The organism is Kitasatospora sp. NPDC058170 (assembly GCF_042883905.1).
Taxonomy (GTDB): domain Bacteria; phylum Actinomycetota; class Actinomycetes; order Streptomycetales; family Streptomycetaceae; genus Kitasatospora.
This window is the reverse complement of the sequence record NZ_JBHVUV010000005.1, coordinates 143535-161545: the sequence shown is the minus strand read 5'-3', so window position 1 is coordinate 161545 and position 18011 is coordinate 143535. Positions and strand designations below refer to the sequence as shown.

General features: G+C 72.8%; 9 protein-coding genes. 3 read left to right on the top strand and 6 right to left on the bottom strand.

Features of this window, described 5'->3' with window-relative positions; all coding sequences use genetic code 11:
- Nucleotides 1-47: 47 nt before the first annotated feature.
- On the top strand, nucleotides 48-473 hold the full coding sequence (locus ACFVVX_RS08155) for a nuclear transport factor 2 family protein (protein WP_387942719.1): 426 nt from the start codon (nucleotides 48-50) through the stop codon (nucleotides 471-473).
- 70 nt (nucleotides 474-543) lie between these two features.
- Here ACFVVX_RS08155 and ACFVVX_RS08150 read toward each other — a convergent pair whose 3' ends face one another.
- The 5 genes from ACFVVX_RS08150 to ACFVVX_RS08130 all read right to left on the bottom strand — a co-directional run bounded on the left by ACFVVX_RS08150 (nucleotide 544) and on the right by ACFVVX_RS08130 (nucleotide 11493).
- The gene (locus ACFVVX_RS08150; protein WP_387942717.1) at nucleotides 544-1353 is read right to left on the bottom strand and encodes an arylamine N-acetyltransferase; all 810 of its coding nucleotides are present in this window, start codon (nucleotides 1351-1353) and stop codon (nucleotides 544-546) included.
- A 163-nt stretch (nucleotides 1354-1516) separates the two neighbouring features.
- Nucleotides 1517-2584 (bottom strand): S-adenosylmethionine:tRNA ribosyltransferase-isomerase, encoded by a 1068-nt coding sequence (locus ACFVVX_RS08145; protein ID WP_387942716.1) that lies wholly within the window; start codon nucleotides 2582-2584, stop codon nucleotides 1517-1519.
- A complete protein-coding gene (locus tag ACFVVX_RS08140) occupies nucleotides 2581-3405 on the bottom strand; it encodes an SDR family NAD(P)-dependent oxidoreductase (RefSeq protein ID WP_387942715.1) in 825 nt (274 codons plus the stop codon). Before ACFVVX_RS08140 ends, ACFVVX_RS08145 begins: the two co-directional genes overlap by 4 nt.
- 184 nt (nucleotides 3406-3589) lie before the next feature.
- A complete protein-coding gene (locus tag ACFVVX_RS08135; RefSeq protein WP_387942713.1) occupies nucleotides 3590-4027 on the bottom strand; it encodes a hypothetical protein in 438 nt (145 codons plus the stop codon).
- Between the two features lie 2 nt (nucleotides 4028-4029).
- Complete coding sequence (locus ACFVVX_RS08130) at nucleotides 4030-11493, bottom strand: RHS repeat-associated core domain-containing protein (RefSeq protein WP_387942711.1); 7464 nt, start codon at nucleotides 11491-11493, stop codon at nucleotides 4030-4032.
- Between the two features lie 279 nt (nucleotides 11494-11772).
- Here ACFVVX_RS08130 and ACFVVX_RS08125 point away from each other — a divergent pair, with 279 nt between their 5' ends.
- Nucleotides 11773-15603: a ricin-type beta-trefoil lectin domain protein gene (locus ACFVVX_RS08125; RefSeq protein WP_387942709.1), complete on the top strand. Its 3831-nt coding sequence runs from the start codon at nucleotides 11773-11775 to the stop codon at nucleotides 15601-15603.
- An 80-nt stretch (nucleotides 15604-15683) separates the two neighbouring features.
- On the opposite strand, the gene ACFVVX_RS08120 is transcribed toward ACFVVX_RS08125, so the two are convergent.
- Nucleotides 15684-16667 (bottom strand): pseudouridine synthase, encoded by a 984-nt coding sequence (locus ACFVVX_RS08120; RefSeq protein WP_387942707.1) that lies wholly within the window; start codon nucleotides 16665-16667, stop codon nucleotides 15684-15686.
- Between the two features lie 173 nt (nucleotides 16668-16840).
- On the opposite strand from ACFVVX_RS08120, the gene ACFVVX_RS08115 reads away from it, so the two are divergent.
- A complete protein-coding gene (locus ACFVVX_RS08115; RefSeq protein ID WP_387942705.1) occupies nucleotides 16841-17932 on the top strand; it encodes a PP2C family protein-serine/threonine phosphatase in 1092 nt (363 codons plus the stop codon).
- The last annotated feature ends 79 nt before the right edge of the window (nucleotides 17933-18011 follow it).

The following is an 18011-nucleotide window of genomic DNA, read 5'->3' as shown; positions in this document are numbered from 1 at the left end:
GTCCCGGGCAACCGGCCCGATCCCGACCCGCCAGCACAGGAGTCACCATGGAGCAGCTCGACCCCCGGACCGTCGTGGAGCGCTACGTCACCGCCGTCGCCGAGGGCGACCTCGACACCATCGTGGCCTCCTTCGCCGAGGACGCCACCTGGACGTACCCGGGCAACCTGCCGCTGTCGCGGCAGTGGCGCGGCCGGGACGCCATCGTCCAGGACTTCCTCGGCTCGGTGGGCAGCCTGTTCGCCCCCGACGGCGCCCCCGCGGTGGCGCTCACCGGCCTCCTCGCGGACGGCAACCAGGTGGTCGCCGAGTGGAGCGCCAAGGGCACCGCCGCGAACGGGTCGAGCTACGACAACCAGGCCCTCGGCATCTTCACCGTCGAGAACGGGCTGATCACCTCGGTGCGCGAGTACCTGGACACCCAGCACGCGGCACAGACGCTGTTCGCAGGACCGCTCGGCGCCACGGGCTGAGGCCGTCGGGGCCGTTGGGGCCGTTGGGGCCGTTGGGGCCGTTGGCGCGTTCAGCCCCGCACGGCCGCGTTCAGACGCTCGACCGGAGGCCGGGCGGCGGGACTATCCCGAACTCGCCCTCCAGCAACTCCGCGACCTCCTCCGGGCTTTCGAGCTCCCGGACCAGGACCGTACCGTCGGCCTCCGTCCGGGTGAAGGTGGTGCCGTCGAGCCGCAGGTGGCCGGCCGGCTTGGTGTACTGGACGTAGAGCCGCCGGAAGGGCGAGCGCGGATGGGTTGCCACGTGCCAGTTGGCGACCCCGATGTCGGGGGTGGGGACCCGGTCCAGGGTGAAGGCGACCTGGCCGTCCCAGGCACCGTCGGTCCTGGCCTGGAGCACCCAGACGGGCGCGGGACCGTCCGGTTCCTCGACGAGGAGGCGGTGTTGGCGCCCCGCGCCGTCCCTGACCCGGTCGGGAACCATCGGGAGGGGCTCCAGCAGCGCGCCGCGCCCGCCGAAACCGACGTCGGCGAGGTGACGCCCGGACTCGCCCGGCACCCGGACGGCCAGCACCATGTGGGTCCGCGGGCGGATCTCCCCGGGGCCCGCTCCGACGAGGACGCGGCCGGTGAGCCGGGTGACCTCGAACCCCAGCTTCTCCAGTACCGCGGCGAGCAGGGTGTTGTGCTCGAAGCAGTAGCCGCCGCGGGAGCCTTCGACGAGCTTGGCCTGCAGGTCGGCGAGGTCCAGTGACGGGACCGTGCCGACGACCACGTCGATGTTCTCGAACGGGATGCCGAGGACGTGGGCGTGGTGCAGGGAACGGAGGGTGGCGAGGGTCGGTTCGGGCTCGCCGTCCCATCCGATGCGTGCGAAGTACTTCTCCAGATCAACGGTCATACGGCCACCCTAGGGACCGCCCGGGGCCGTTGGCCTCCACCCGTGGACCCGATCGCGATGGACCGCCCGACCTAGGACCCCGGTCGGGCCTGCAAGACAGCCGACCCGGTCGGTGCGGTCGGTGCGGTCGGTGCGGTCGGCGAAGAAGACGCGATGGGCGTCCTCAGTTCGGCAGCAGCAGGTTCACATCGCCGAACTCGTGCCAGAGGTAGCGCTGTTGGACGGCCTCCGCGTAGCAGCGCCGCAGCAGCGGACGGCCGGCGACGGCGGCGAGCATCAGCAGGTGCGAGGCGCGCGGCTCGTGCCAGCCGGTGAGCAGGCCGTCCACCGCGCGTACGCCGCGCTCGGGGGTGATCACCAACTCCGTCCAGCCGTCCGCCTCCTGCACCTCTCCCCCGGGACCGACCGCCGACTCCAGGGCCCGGACGACCGTGGTGCCGACCGCGATCACCCGCCCGCCGCCGGCCCGGACGTGCCCGACCAGGCGGGCGGTGGACGCCGACACGTGGAAGCGCTCCGCGTACGGCGCCTCGTGCGCCTCCGGTGAGGCGACGCCGGTGTGCAGCGTGACCGGTGCGACCAGAACGCCCCGACCGGCCAGCCGGGCCACCACCTCCGCGCTGAACGGCCGGGCCGCACTCGGCATCTCGCTGCTGCCGGGGACGGCGGCGAAGACCGTCTGGTAGGCCTCGATCGGCCAGTCCCGGTCCACGTAGCCGTACCGGATCGCCCTCCCGTGGCGGCCCAGGTAGCGCAACAGCGGTGCGGGAAGGTCCAGTCGGGCCCGCCAGAGCCGGGCCGTGAACGGCTCGGTCAGCTCGGCCGACGCACCGTCGGGCAGTGCCACCCGCAGACCCGGGCGGGCCGGCGACTCGGCGGGCGGATAGTAGGCGGCGGCCTCACCGGGGACGATCCTGCGCAACTCCACCAGGAACGCGCCGCGTTGGTCCGGCTGGGCGGAGGAGAGGTGCAGCGCGACCGGGGTGCCGTCCGGCAGCCGGCCGGACAGCGCGGCGGGCAGGGTGGCCGAGTTGTTGACCACCAGCAGGTCCCCGGGGCGCAGCACCGCGGGCAGGTCGGTGAAGCGGTGGTGCTCGACGGCCGTCCCGCTGCGGCGCCCGACCAGCATCCGCACGCCGTCCCGGGCCGTGCCGCGAGCCTCCGCCGGTGCGCGGGCGGAGAGTTCGGGCGGGACGTCGACGTCGATCCCGGGATCCGTGAGTGCTGTCACCGGTCCTCCCGGGCGGCCGCCGCCCGGCCCGCCTCGGCCGGCAGGTCACCGGTGCGGTAGCGGCCGGAGGCGGCACCGCTCCGCAGCAGGCCGAGCAGTGCCGGGACCACGGCCTCGGGCGGCAGCTCGTCGGAGATGTCCTCGCCCGGGCAGGCGTCCTGGTACATCCTGGTCCGCATGGTGCCGGGGTCGACCGCCCAGACCTTCAACTCCGTCTCCTCCCGGGCCAGTACGGCGGAGGCGTGGTCCAGCGCGGCCTTGCTCGCGCCGTAGCCGCCCCACCCCGGGTAGGCCTCGACGGCCGCGTCCGAGCTGATGTTGAGGACGGCCCCGGCGTGCGCCCGCAGCTGGGGCAGGACGAGCTGAGTCAGCGCGATCGGCGCGAGGGCGTTGACCTCGAAGGTCTCCAGCAGATCGGGCAGCGGGACGTCGGCGAGGCGGGGCAGCGGCTCGCCCCGTCCGTCGGAGCCGTTGAGCGTCCCGGCGTTGTTGACCAGCAGGCTCGCCCCGCCGAGGTCGGCGGCGGCCTCGGCGAGGCGGGCGCGGTGGTCGTCGTCGACGACCGAGCCGGCGAGCGCGACCACCGTGGTGGTGGCGGCCAGTTCGGCTTCGGCGACGGAGAGTTCGCCCTTGTTGCGGGCGGTGATGACCAGCTGCCAGCCCGCCTCGGCCAGCGCCTGGGCAAGGGCGCGCCCGAGGCCGCGCGAGGCCCCGGTGACCAGGGCGACGGGGGCCGTGGGGGTTGCGGGGGTGCCGGGGGTGCCGGGGTTGGCGGAGGCGGCCGAGGCGGCGGCGCCGACGGTGTTCTGCGGTGCGTTCATGGCACCACGATCGCCCCGGACCGGCCCCGAGTGGATCGGCCACCGGCCCGGTGACCGGCTCGTACCTTCGGCGTAGTCCGCCCGGCTTAGGGCTGCGGTCCGGTACTGCCGCGCCGCCTCGTTTCGGATGCAGAAGTGCCCCCTCCGGAATTTCTCCGGAGAGGGGCACCACAGGCACTACGGGTCAGGCCGAACTGTTGATCACGCCGCCGACAGGCGGATGGGCGGACCGGTACTCCCGGTCGCTGGAGACGAAGGGACTCACGTCCCCATGGAGGTCGAATTCGGCCCAGTGCAGCCGTGAAGCGATGACGTAGCTCTCGACGGAGCCCTCCTCCAGGAGGAAGACGTCCGAGTCCGGTCGGATCCTCCCGATCCGGCCTTCGAGGTCGGCGCGTTCAGCGCTGTCGGCGCGGCGAACGTGGAGCGACCTCAGGTCCCTCCAGCACGAGATGCGCTTGACACCCGTGAAGAACAGGTCGAGAACCCGCACCGGAGCACCCCCGGGAGCGTCGTCGTCCATCGGCGGAAAGCCGCGGATCACCACGTAGGTGTGGCCGTGCCGATAGTCGACGAAGCTGAACTGGCGCCGGTCGGTCACATTCACTTCGGATCGAGTCATGCTCATTTCCTCTTCACCAGGTTCCACGTGCCGATCCTGGGGCTGTACCGGTAGAAGTCGACCCTGCCCATGAGCCCTGCTTTTTCGATCTCAAGCAGTTCCCACTGCGTCGCCAGGAACTTCCCGCTCGCGAAGTCCTCCTGGGCCCTCTTCAACGCGCGCTCGGGTCCCTGGCCGCCGCCCGGAAGGCCGTCGAGCATGAAGGATATCCGGGCCTCGCCTCGCTTGAGCCTCTCGACGGCACCGAGGACGTCTGCCTCCCAGTCCGTGGAGTTCATGAAATGCCGGGCCTTGACCGCCGCGGCAAAGTCCTGGACGTTGGCGGGCCCCTCCAGATCGCGACCGAGTGCCACACTGTCCTTCGGTCCGATGAAGTCGCAGTTGTGCACCAGAACCGGCGTGGCGCCCGCGAGTACGTAGTACGTGTGGAGGGTCGAGACCGTGAGGTCGTAGGTACGGGCCTCACCGACCCGGTGGTTCACCGCGGTCAGCGCTGCCGAGCCACCGTCCGGCTTCTGGAGCAGTTCGCCGGCCTGGAGGTCGCGGGCCTCTTCCCAGCGCTGGGTGACGGTGTTCCAGAACGGGTGGTGCGCGGTCGTGGTGAGGGTGGCGGGCTTCGTACCGGACGCTTCGACGGAGAGGTCGGTGAACTCCCCGTCGTCGTCCGTGACGATCGCACCGGTGACGGCCTCGGGCCTGCTCAGCCCCTGCTGGGGATCGGCGGCGAGGACCTGGTCCCCGGCCTGGACCTGCTCGATCGGCACCAGGGTGCCGTCCGCCATCAGCACCGGCGTCCCGGCGGGGAAGCTGTGGCAGACCAGCCCGTAGCCGCCGCCGTAGTCGATGGTGTAGGGGCCGGGGCCCGAGTTGTTCTTGTCGCCGAACGTGCCTTCGTCGTTCGTTTCGAAGGTGCCGTTGTTGTCGCGTCCGCAGGAGCTGTGGAAGGCACAGGAGTTGACCAGCAGGCTGGCCCGCTCCATGGGAGCCTCCTGCCCGTTGGCAGCGAAGCCGTTGATGATGGAGATGTTCTCGATCAACGCCTGGACTTCGTCCGTGCAGGCCGGGCCGATGGCCTTGCACGCGGCGGCGAGGGCGGAGTTCTCGTCCTTCACCGTCATGAACTCGGGGTGCGGGATCTTCTGGACCTGGGCCTCGTAGGCCTTCTGGAGCTTCCGGGCCAGACCGGAGCCGTCGTCCTGCACGGCGACGGTCATCGTGATGGCCACGTAGACCCGCTGGGTCGAGGCGGCCACAGGGGCCGGACCCGAGCCGCTGCCGCCACCGCCCCCGTCTCCACCAGTGCCGGTGGTCACGCCGGTCCCGCCGCTTCCGCCGTTGCCGGCGGCGGCCTTCCTGTCCTCCTCCGCCTGGGTCTGTTCGGCGCAGGCCTGGGTGGCGCACCAGCTGCCGTAGAGGCCGCTGGGGTCACTGGTGTTGACCGGGTCGTTGTAGCTGTAGGCGTAGGAGTTCCACTGCAGTGGGTTCGCCGGGTCGAGGATGGGGTCGGGGCTGATGAAGCGGCCGGTGGCCGGGTCGTACTGCCGTGCCCCGAGGCTGGTGAGGCCGGTGGTCTCGTCCGCGAGGCCGCCGACGAAGCCCTTGGTGCCGCCCCAGGCGGAGGCCGCGGGCTGGGTGCCGCGGGGGTTGCCGAAGGGGTCGGTGGACCGTCGGGTGACGGTCATGGCGGCGTCGATACCGATCTGGACGCCGTTGGTCCCGTGCGGGTCCGCGGCCTGGATCAGTACGGTGCCGCCGCCGACCGCGGCGGTGTTGCGGGTGAAGGTCAGCCCGCCGCCACCGGAGAGGGAGCGGGTGTTGGTGGTGGCCCCGGTGGCCGTGTCCAGGGTGAGCTCGTCGCTGCCGACCAGCAGGACGGTCTTGCCGGGGCTGTGCCGGACCAGCTGGTTGCCGTCCGCGTCGTAGACGTACGTGGTGTCGCCGGCGGTCCCGGTCTTGCCGACGGTGGTCGGCTTGCCCTCGGCGTTCCAGGCCAGGCTGGTGGTGCCGGAGGTGTCGGTGATCGCGGTGGTGTTGCCCGCCGCGTCGTACTGGTAGCGGGTGGTCTTGGTGCCCGCCGGGCCCGTGCTGGTGGAGTTCAGCAGCGCGTGCGGGCCGCCGGTGCCGCCACCGGTGTTGGGGGCGCTGGTCGGGGTGTTGCGGGTGCCGGCGGCTCCGAAGGTCTGGGTCGTGGTGGTGTCGTTGAGGCTGTTGCCGCTGATGTCGTGCTGGACCAGGCGGGTGCGGTTGCCGGTGGCGTCGTAGCCGTAGGTGTTCCAGTACGGCGCCGGGCCGCCGACGGTGCGCCCGCCCGGGCTGACGGCCGCCGGGCCGGTGGCGTTGTCGCAGCCGCCCACACCGGGGACGTTGGTGGAGCTGCCGGTGCCGTGCTCGACGCCGGAGGAGTCCGTCCAGTCCGCGGTGGTGTGGGTGCCGCCCGTGTCGGTCCAGGCGTTGGTCAGCCGGCCGAGCGCGTCGTAGGTGAAGCACTGCAGGTCCCGGTCGCGGGCGTCCTGCAGGTCGGTCACCGAGGTGATGCGGCCGGAGGCCGAGTAGGTGTAGGTGGTCTGGTCGGCCGAGACGGTGCCGTTCTGCCGGTCGACGAAGGAGTTGACGACCCGTCCGGTGGCCCAGTCGTACTGCTGGGTGGAGGCCACCTGGCGGCCGTACGGGCCGACGGTGGTGCGCACCGGCCGGGCGGCGGCGTCGTAGATGACCTCGGCCACCACGGACTTCTTGAGGCTCTTGCTGGAGACCAGCAGCCCGGTGTCGTTGTAGGTGTAGCCGATGGTCTCCGACGGGAGCCCGCCGGCGGCCGGCAGTGTGAGGGTGTCCACCAGCCCGAGGACGGGCTCGTAGGTGGCCGCCGTCTCGTAGGTGCCGGCCAGCGCGCCCTCGGCGGAGGGGATGGTCACCGCCGTGCCGGTCGGCCGGTAGCCGACGTCGTAGCCGGTGACGGCGTTGACGTACGCCGCTCCGTCCGCGCCGCCGACGTAGCGGGTGGACGAGGTGGGCTTGCCCTTGGCGAGCGTGTCGTACGTCCAGGAGCCGAGCTGGTTCGCCGGGGCGACGCTGCCGTTGTACTGACCGGTCTTCCGGCCGATCAGGTCGTAGGTGAAGGCGAGCGTGCTGCCCTTGTCGTCGACGGTGTGGTCGACCCGCGAGTTGGCGTCGTAGAACGTCCTGGAGGTGCCGGCGTCCGGGTCGGTGATCGAGGTCTGCCGCCCGAGCAGGTCGTACGTGTAGGTCCAGGTGTTCCCGACGGCGTCCTTGTGCGTGGCCGGCTGGCCGAGCGCGGTGTAGGTGTAGGTGCTGATGTCGGCGTCGGCCGGGTTGCCGGTCGGCGTCGCGGTGCGGTACTGCCAGGCCGCGACGGTGCGGCCGCGGGCGTCGGTGATCGTGGTGGTCGGCGTGCCGCCGTCCGGCGGGGTCACGTCGACGCGGTCGGCGCCGCGGTACGCGGTGGTGGTGGCCCACTGCAGGTTGGCGTTGGAGCGGAACTCGGCGCGCACCGGGCGGCCGAGGCCGTCGTACGAGGTCCAGGTCTGCGCTGGCACCTGCGAGTCCTGCGGGAGGTACAGCGCGGTGCTGGGAGCGGTGGTGGCCTCGTAGTAGGGCGACGAGGTCTTGATCACCCAGCCGTGCGAGTCGTACACGGTGTCGGTGATCAGTCGGCCGGTGGCCCGGGCGTCGCTGGTCTGCTGGACCTGCCGGGTTCGGCCGAGGCCGTCGAACAGCTCGCGTCGGCCCGAGTAGGTGCCGCCGCTGCGCTGGAGCCACTCGCTGGTGATCACCGAGGGGCCCGCGGTGCCGTTGACGTCGTAGCTGAACCGCTGGTTGGGCAGCTCGGCGAGGTCCCGGCCGGGGATCCACACGGCGGTCCGGCGGCCGAGGCCGTCGTACTCCTGTGTGGTGGTCCGCTGGTTGGCGTCGGTCTCGTTGAGCGCCAGTCCGCGGCCGGGCTCCTGGTTCACCACGGCCGTCCAGTCGGCGCCCAGCGGGCCGGTGGTGGTCACGGTGGTCGGGAACAGGCCGGTGGCCGGGCTGCGGGTGGTGCCGGTGACGGCCGGGGTGAGCGAGACGCCGCTCAGCTGCGCGCCGTTGGCGTCGTACGACGACCCGTCCGGGGTGGCGGTGGTGACGGTGCGGCCGTAGGCGTCGTAGGTGGTGCTGCCGCCGTGGGTGTAGACGGGCTTCCCGGCGCCGTCGTAGTGGTCGAGCACCTGGACGGCGGTGGCGTCACCGATCGTGCCGGCCTGCTTGAACGGCCGTCCGTCGTACAGGGTCCGGCTGCCGCCGACGGTGTTCGCGGCGGTCGCCGTGGCGGTGCACGGGCCCTGCACGGTGGTCCGGCCCGCGGGCAGGATCATCAGCACCGGGTTGTCGGAGACCGCGTACTCGAGCGTGGTGCACAGCTCCGGGGTGGCGGCGGTGCCGTCGCCCTTGTCGGAGGTGCTCAGGACCCGGTTGCCGTGCGCCGGGTCGGTGGTGGTGACCGACGTGGTGGTGTTCCAGGTGCCGTTCGCCAGCTTGCTCTTGCTGATCTCGGTGACCTGGGAGTCCGGGTACCGGGCGTAGATCTTCGGCGCGCCCGCGCTCTGGGTCTGGGTCGCGGTGTTCGTCTGACCGGAGCGCACGCTGCCGGAGACGGCCTGCACGGTGCCGCCCGCCCTGTCGAAGACCTCGGTGGCGACGACGGTGCCGGCCAGCCAGTCGCTGTCCTTGACGGTGCCGCCGAGCGGGCTGGCGACGTCGACGCTGCGGGTCGAGCCGTTGGCGCGGTAGTCACCGTCCATGCCCCGCAGGTAGGTGTCCTTCTTCTGGGTCTTCGGGGCCTCGCCGGTGGCGGCGCTGCCGGTCGTGGTGGTGACCGCCTCGTAGCCGCGGAAGTAGTCCCAGGTACGGGCCTTGGGGTCGGTGAACTCGGCGTCGTCGCGGTGCCAGGCGGCGGGGCCGTGGTAGGTGTACTCGGTGGTCCGGCTGGTCGACGGGCTGGTCACCAGGTCCTGCTCGGTGACCGTCAGGACCAGCGGCTTGGTGAACCAGTCGTTGACCGGGAACACCTCGGTCTGGCCGGGCAGCGGTACCCGGCCCGGCGGGTACCAGTTGACCGGCATGCAGGCCATGGCGTTGCTGTCGGCCGAGGCCGGCATGTGGTTGTTGACGCGCGAGCACTCGGCGTCGCTGTAGCGGACGTTGATCCGGCCGCCGGTCTCGGTGGTGATCTCCCGGACGCGCGGGCGCATGAACATCGGCGAGGCCGGCACCAGGCCGTCCACCCGGTTCGCGATCATCTTGTAGGCGAACGTGACGGCCGGAAGCTTCGCCTCGGGGTGGCCGTTGGTCCCGGTCCGCCTGATGGAGTCCAGCCAGAGCGTCCGCTTGGTGCCGTCACCCGGCTCGACCAGGGACTGGCCGAGGGCCCAGCTGTCCACGGTGACCTGGCCGGAGCCGGTCGCCACCTGGGTGGTGATGGAGGTGAGCCGCTTGGTGGAGAAGAAGCTCGGCCCGTAGTTGGTGCAGGTGCCCGAGGAGGCGCAGAGCTGGTCGAGCGGCACGTCCGGCCAGGCGTCCGCGTTGGCGGTGGTGCGCTGGTCCTCGGCGCAGGTGACGGCCCCGCCGGGGTTGCAGCGCTCGGCGGTCGCGTCGAACGCCACCAGCGCGCCCGGGGTGAGCGCGCCCTTCGCGGCCTTCTGCTCGTCGTAGCGCTGGTTGTAGCCGATCTGCGCCAGGGTGGCGGACCGCTCGTAGGCGGTGAGGGTGCCGTTGCCGTTGTTCTGGCCGCCGCCGCGGCTGTAGTGGTTGGTCTCGGGCGCGTAGCGGTAGGTGATCAGGTTCTTGTGCGTGTCGACGACGTAGTCGAGCTGCCAGCGCCACGCCATCTGGCACCAGGAGCCCTTGCCGGTGGACGCGCTGTAGCAGGGGTCGCCGGGGTTGGGCGAGTAGACCGGGTTGGTCAGCACGGACCGGGCGGCCGGGTCGGTGCCGTCGCCCCCGGGCAGGTGGTTGCTGCCGAAGTAGTACTCGGTGCCGTCCGGGGTGGTGATCCGCCAGTACTCGGTGTCCTTGTACTCCCGCTCGCCGGCCCCGCGCGGGGCTCCGGTGAGCTGCTCGACCTTGGATCCGTCGTCGCTCTGCAGGTGCCAGACGCCGGTGGTGTCGTCGCGGACCAGGGTGCCGGAGCGGCCGGCCAGCGACAGCGTCGCGTTCTGCCCGCCCCAGCAGCGGTCGCCCGAGTCCTTGATGCCCCTGTCGCCGGCCTTGTCGCAGGTGCGGTAGGAGCGCTCGACGAAGCCGGGCTCGTACGACCAGCCGTCACCGATCCAGGAGGACTGGGAGTTGGTCGCGGACGTCCGCCCGTCGACGGCCGAGGAGTTGTAGCCGAGCACGACGGACGGCCCCAGGCCGCCCAGGGTCGGCGGGGTCTGGACGGTGTAGTTGTAGGTGAAGCTGCCGACGTTCGAGCCGGCGCTCCAGTCCATCGACGGTGCCAGCGGCGTCGCCGCGTAGCTGCCGCCGGCGCCCGACGCGGTCGACTCGGCGGCCAGCACCATCGGGGCCGCCAGGGCGCTCCGCGCGGCCGGCGCGGTGTCCGTGCCCGGGGCGGCGTCCGCACCCGGGGCGGCCTTCGTGGCCGGCGCCGGGGTCTTCGCGGACCCGGCGGCGTCGGCGCCGGGCAGGAGCACGTCGGCGGAGATCCTGCCGCCCGCCTCCACGGTGGACTCCACCGGTGTCCTGGTCCGGCACTCGTCCCGCTCGGGCGTGGTCAGCGCACAGGCGGGCAGCGCGACGAGCCGCGCCCGGTCGGCCCAGGCGGCGGCCTGGAGGCCCTTCAGGTCCAGGGTGACCCTGGTCCGCCGGCCCTCGGTGGACGGCGCGGGGTCGGCATCGGTCAGCGCGACCAGGGCGCTGTCCGCGCCGGCGGCCCGGCCCTTGGCGGCGTCCGTCACCTCGACGGACACCGAGGTGGCGGGCGGTGCCGGGGTGGCGGCTGCCGCGTCGGCGGCGGGCGCCGCGTCACCGGTGGCGGGTGCCAGCAGGACCGGCAGCGTGCCGGCCCGGCTCACGGTGGCGCCGCCCGAGGCGGGGGACGCCCCACCGGTCGCGGCGCGGGCGGCCTTGGCCGCCGGCCCGTCCGCGCCCAGCTGGACGGTGGCCTTGCCGGGCACCACCGGCGCCGCCACGACCGGCGTCCAGGACTCCGGACGCGGCGGCGGATTCCCACCGTCCTTGCTGCCCTTGCCTCCTGGCAGGTGGTCACGGCCCGGAACCGACGGCGTGTCGGCTCCCAGGGGCGTCTGCGGAGGGGACCAGACCAGGTCCTCCGACTCCGGTGGCGCCGCCCAGGCCACACTCGGTGGCACCACCACACCGGTCAAGGTCAACGCGAGCAGGGCGGCCAGGCCGGGCGACCAGCGGCCGCGCCGCCTCGCCCTCCCGACCCGCCCCAGGGCATGCCGAAGCTCCACTACTGTCCCCTCCGTCAGACGGCATGACGCTGCCTCAGTAGTGGGCAGCGCCCGTCCGTACACCAATCGCGCACGGACCTTAGTGATCGTCAGCCACGGCCTGCCACCACGAATCGGGCATACCGGAATTGGTTTATACCTTTGTTACCGAAGGTCGCCACGCCAATGGGATATGTGAAGACAAAGCACCGAACGGGTTTGACCATCTGCCAGGTCAGCCAGCATCGTTCGTTCCCGTACGCGCCGCCCGGGACGGGCGGGCTTCACCGGAGGGGACCGATGTCGTCCATCAGAACCACACAATCACCACAGGGCCGGATACCTCGCGCCGGCCGTCGCGGATCGCCGAACCGGGCCCTCGCCGCACTCGGCACCAGCCTCGCGCTCGGCCTCGGACTGCTCGGCGGAACGGGCGCCCCCACGGCCGCGGCCGCACCCGGCCCCGCCGGCGGCACCCCGGCGACGGCGACGGTCGCGCCGATCGGCCCCGCGCCGGCCCGCACCCTCGAACAGCAGGCCATGCTGGACGCGGTGACCACGGCGAAGTCGACCGGCAAGCCGGTGGTCGTCGAGGCGATGACCACCGAGGCCTCCCGGACCGTCGCCAACCCGAACGGCACCCTCACCACCACCGACGACAGCGTGCCGGTCCGCACCAGGCGGTCCGGCAGCTGGGCCGAGCTCGACGCCACGCTGCACGCGAACCCCGACGGCACCCTGACCCCGGCCGTCGCCTCCATCCCGGTCTCCTTCTCCGGCGGCGGCCGCGGCCCGATGGCCACGATCAGCACCGAGGACGGGAAGAAGCTCTCCGTCGAGGCCCCGTTCGCCCTCCCCAGGCCGACCCTGGACGGCGCCACCGCCACCTACCCGGACGTCCTGCCGGGAGTCGACCTCCAGCTCACCGCGCTGTCCGTCGGCGGCTGGCGCGACGTGATCGTCGTCCGCACCGCCGAGGCCGCCGCCAGCCCCGCCCTGAAGACCCTGCGCTTCCCGCTCAGGGCCGAGGGGCTCACCGTCTCCGCCGCCGACTCCGGCGAGGTGGAGGTCAAGGACGCCGGCGGTACCGTCCGGTTCCGCTCCCCCGCCGCGCTGCAGTGGGACTCCGCCCGGCCCGCCGCCGAGCCCGCCGCGACGGGCAGGTCCGCCAAGTCGGCCAAGTCGGCTGCGGCGCGCAGCGAGCTCGACGCGCCCCCGGCTCCGCCCGCCTCCACCGTCGAGGGCCCCGGCGACGGCGCCAACGTCGCCGCGATCGCCACCAAGGTGGTCGGCGACGCCCTGGAACTCGTGCCGGACCAGACCGCGCTGCGCTCGGGCACCGGCCCCTGGTATCTCGACCCGACCCTCACCCCGGTGGCCAGCTACTCCGAGGGCTCGGTCCAGGTCCAGGAGAACTACAAGGGCATCGAGAACTACAACAAGAAGACCAACGTCGCCACCGGCTACTGCGGCTACAGCAGCCCCGACCCCAACCTGAACTGCGCCGTCAAGGGCCGCGAGCGCGCCTACTTCCAGTTCCGGATCAACCCGGCGGTCTACACCAAGCCCAACGGCGCCGACGGCCCGCCCACGCTGTACACCTCCACGCTCAACGCCCAGGTCAACAACCCCTCCAGCCCGGGAACACCCACCGAGCTCGGCGTCTACTCGGCCCCGCAGGGCAGGGTCATCCACGAGCACAGCAACTGGAACGACCAGCCGTGCGCCACCGGCGCCCCGGTCATGGAGAACTGCACCTACGTCGGAAGCCAGACCAGCACGGGCGGCGGCCCGATGTCCGTCGACGTGACCGAGTGGATGAAGCTGGCCGCCGCGGGCCAGTGGGCGGTCTGGACGGTCGGCATCGCGCCCCGGGCGAGCGAGATGGAGAAGCTCTACCGGGTCAAGATCGCCAGCAACCCCAGCATCGCCACCACCTACAACATCGCCCCCACCGTCTGGTACCCGCGCACCAGCCCCGGTCCGGGCTTCGCCGACAGCCACACCAGCGCCGAGTGCACCAGCGGCGGCACCCGGCCGTGGGACAACCCGGGCTGGATCGGCAACAACATGAACATCAACCTGATCGCCAACAGCTGGTCCCCCACCGGGCAGAGCGTCTACACGCGCTTCCACCTGTGGGACGACAACGACGGCGGCTTCGGCCTGGTCAACGGCGGTTGGCTGGGCAGCTACAACGACCCCGGCTACAGCCTCCCGGTCGGCTCGCTCTCCGACGGCCACCAGTACGGCTGGTACGCCGAGGCCACGGACGAGGCCCTGACCTCGCCGCCGAGCGCCTGGTGCTACTTCCGCGTCGACCGCACCAACCCCCGCCTCAGCATCAGCTCGCCCGACTTCCCGCCGTCCGGGACGCCCAACGACCACCCCACCCGGTACGCCAACGACACCAACCCGGCCACCTTCCTCGTCAACGCCGAGGACCCGGCCCCCGGCCCCGGCCTGAACGCCTCCGGCATCGCCTGCGTGCGCTTCAGCAGCGACCCGACCCCGGTCACCGGCTGGCAGTGCGGCTCCTCCGGCACCTACGACCCGGGCACGGCGGTCCCGTTCACGCCCACCCGGTGGGGCACCAACAGCGTCTACGCCTGGGCCATGGACGTCGCCGGCAACTACAGCCAGCGCGCCGACTACTCCTTCTACGCCCCCTGGCGGCCCGGTTTCGTCCCCGTCTTCGGCGACACCGACGGTGACCAGATCCCCGACATCGTCACCCCCGACGCCGGCGGCAACCTGCGCACCCTGAGCGGCAACGCCGACCCGGCGCGGGCCATCACCGCCACCGGGGTCAGCGCACCGCGCAACGGCGTCAACGACACCACCACGAGCTGGGCCGACTACCAGGTCACCCACCGCGGCACGCTCAACGAGTCCGGGGCGCTGGACCAGCTCGTCGTCCACAACACCCGGGACGCCAACCTCAAGAAGTACCTCTACCTGATCGACAACGACGGCACCGGCCGGTACGACGTCTACACGAAGATTCCGCTGACCCGGCAGAAGTCCACCGCCTGCGCCGCCGTTCCGACCTCCGGTCTGACCTGCCCGACCGGTCGGCCGTACGCCGCCGACTGGTCCGAGGTCAGCCAGGTGGTCGCCCTCGGCACCCCCGACGGCGAGCTGACCAGCACCACTCCGGAGACCCCGACCGACCCGGCGAAGACCTCGATCATCAGCCAGACCTCGCTGCTCACCGTCGAGGGCGGCCGGCTCTGGCTGCACGACGCCAGCGAGCTGAAGTGGAACGAGGTCAACTCCCCGGCCCTGCTCATCCCCACCGCCCCCGGCACGGGCAGCTGGGACGACTACGACCTCATCAACCCCGGCGCCGCGAACGGCACGACCACCACGGCCGGCCTCGACGACGCCAAGCAGGCCACCCTCTGGGCCCGCAACCGCACCACGGGCGGGGTCTACGCCTACCCGATCACCCGCAGCGCGAACGGCAAGGCCGACTTCAGCGCGCTGACCAGGCCCAGCGAGGGCCGGCCGATCGAGACCACCAGCGGCCTGAACTCCACCAGCCACCCCAAGATCGGCGCCGCCGACTTCAACGGTGACGGCTTCGCCGACCTCTGGGTCATCGACAACACCGGTGCCATCGCCATCTTCACCGGCACCACCACCACCGGAACGCCGGGCAGGGTCGACGGCTTCACCGGCTACTCCGTCATGGGCTACGCCAACACGAGCGTGTCCCTGCGCTCCAACCAGGTCTCCTGGCAGTGCGCCGACGCCGAGGGCGGCCCGCGCAACGGGGCCGAGATGTCCGTCTACGGGTGCTGGGAGACCGCCAACCAGCGCTTCACCTTCGGCATCGACGGCACGATCCGCGCCTCCGGCTACTGCCTGACCGTGCAGGACCCGTCGCTCAACAACGGTGCCAAGGCGGTCCTCGCCTTCTGCGAGAACAAGCCGACCCAGAAGTGGGCGACGACCTCCGACGGCCGGATCTACCTCCCGGCCACCGTCACGGCCGCCGCGCCCACCGGGCGCTGCCTGGAACGCCCGGGGTGGAACCCCGACCAGGGCATCCGCCTCGGCATCTGGGACTGCCCCGGCCTCCAGGGCAACCAGCAGTGGACCCTGAACCCCGAGACCGGTCCCTGACCTCCTGAGCCCCCCACGGCCCACGGACCACGGACCCTAGGCGCCGCGAGCAGCCCGTGCTGCTCGCGGCGCCTTGCGTCTCAGCCCCTGACAGCCTGGACCGGGAGACCGGGGTCGTCCGCCTCCCGGGCCCAGGTGTCCGGGTCCGACCAGGCGGTCAGGCTGCGGCGGCTCTCGAAGCGGTGCGGCCTACCGGTCAGCGGATCGGTGAACTCGACCACCGAGGCGAGCAGTTGCAGCGGCCGGCGGAAGTCGTCCGGGGCCGGCTCGGGCAGCAGCACCGGGTAGACCGGGTCGCCGAGGATCGGCAGGCCGAGGCCGCTCATGTGCAGGCGCAGCTGGTGGGTGCGCCCGGTCAGCGGCCGCAGGCGGTAGCGGCCGAGCCCGCCGCGCAGCTCGGCCAGTTCGATCCGGCTCTCGCTGTTCGGCGGGGCGTCGACCTCCTGGGCGGCGATCACCCCGCGCTCCTTGACGATGTGGCTGCGCACCGTGCGCGGCAGCGTGAGCGCCGGGTCGTACCCCGCGACGGCCTGGTACTCCTTGCGGACCAGCCGGTCCCGGAACAGCGTCTGGTAGGCGCCCCGCTCCTCGGGCCTCACCACGAACATCGCCAGGCCCGCGGTGAGGCGGTCCAACCGGTGCGCGGGGCTGAGCGCGGGCAGGGCGAGCGAGTGCCGCAGCCGGGACAGGGCCGTCTCCACGACATGCCGCCCGCGCGGGGTGGTGGCCAGGAAGTGCGGCTTGTCGACCACCACCAGGTGCTCGTCCCGGTACAGCACGTCCAGCTCGAACGGGACGTGCACCTCGTCCGGGAGGTCGCGGTGGAGCCAGAGGTGGGCGCCGGGCCGGAACGGCTCGTCCGGGGCGACCGGGCCGTGCTCGCCGACGATCTCGCCCCCGCCCAGCAGCGCGTCGATCCGTGCCGGATCCACGGTCGGCAGCCGGTCGGCCAGGTAGGCCCGCAGGGTCGGCCAGTCCCCCTCGGCGGGCAGCCGCAGGTGCACCGGATCCACCCCGTTGCGCTGGGGCAGGGGGGTGGGCGGCACCTTCCGCTTGCGTCTCATCTCCCGGTCAGCCTAGCCGGGCGGTCCCACCGGGCCGGTCCCGGGCGGTCCCTGCCCGGGACCGCGGACCGGCGGGACGGATCCGCCCCGAGGTGCTGAGGGTGGCGGCCGCGGTGGAGAGTGGACGGAGGAGGGGTCGGACCCGACCGGCCCACCCGTTCAGAGGAGTGCGCGTGACCGGCGATCGCCCGCAGGACGCGGCGCCGCCGCTGCACCTGCCGCGGCGGATCCGGGTGCTGCTCGGCGGCGCGTTCCTGCTGCTGGTCGCGGCCGTCGTGGCCGACCTGGTGACCGGGCCGGGGACGACGCTGTCCCCCGTGCTCGCGGTCGCGCCGATACTCGTCGGCGTCACCACCCGCAGACCCCGGGTGCCGATGATCACCGGGGCGATCGCCATCGCCGCCGTGGCGCTGCTGGAGCTGAGCAACCACGGCCTGCCGGAGTCCGTGCACGTCACCGCGCTGATCACCGTGCTGGCGGCGACCCTGGCGAGCGCGGCCAACGTCGGTCTGGTCGCGGCCCGGGAACGCGAGCTGTCACAGGTCCGGACGGTCGCCGAGGCGGCGCAGCGGGCCCTGCTGCGCCCCGCGCCGGAGCGGATCGGGCCGCTGCGGATCGCCGTGCGGTACGCCGCGGCGGCGGCCGAGGCGCGGATCGGCGGGGACCTGTACGAGGTCGCGGACACGCCGTACGGCATCCGGATCCTGCTCGGGGACGTCCAGGGCCACGGACTTCCGGCGGTGGAGACGGCCGCCGACGTGCTCGGGGTGTTCCGGGAGGCGGCGCGCACCGAGCCGGACCTCGCCCGGCTCGCCGAGCGCCTGGACGCGGCGCTGGCCGGGCGCCCGGCGAACGAGCGGTTCGTCACGGCGCTGTTCCTGGAGGTGCCGGCCACCGGCGGGACGGCCGGTTTCGTCAACTGCGGGCACCCGCACCCGCTGCTGCGCCGCGACGGCCTGGTGGTGGAGCTGGCGCCGGAGCTGCACGCGCCGCCGCTGGGCCTGCTCGGACTGGTCGGCGGGCAGTACCTGGTGGGCCGGTTCGAGCCGCGGACGGGCGACCTGCTGCTGCTCCACACCGACGGCGTCTCCGAGGCCCGCGACGCCGCCGGCCGCTTCTACCCGCTGGCGCAGCGCTGGGCGGGGCTGCACCCCGGGAATCCGGAGGACCTGCTCGACGCGCTGCTCAAGGACGTCGGCGCCTGGGTGGGGTCGGGCGGGCTGGACGACGACGCGGCACTGCTGGCGGTCCGCTGGGAGCACTAGGGTCCGGGACCGCCCGCTGCTGTTCTCGGGCGCGGTTGTCAGTGGCCCGTGCAAGGCTGTGGGCGCGGTCGGCGGAAGG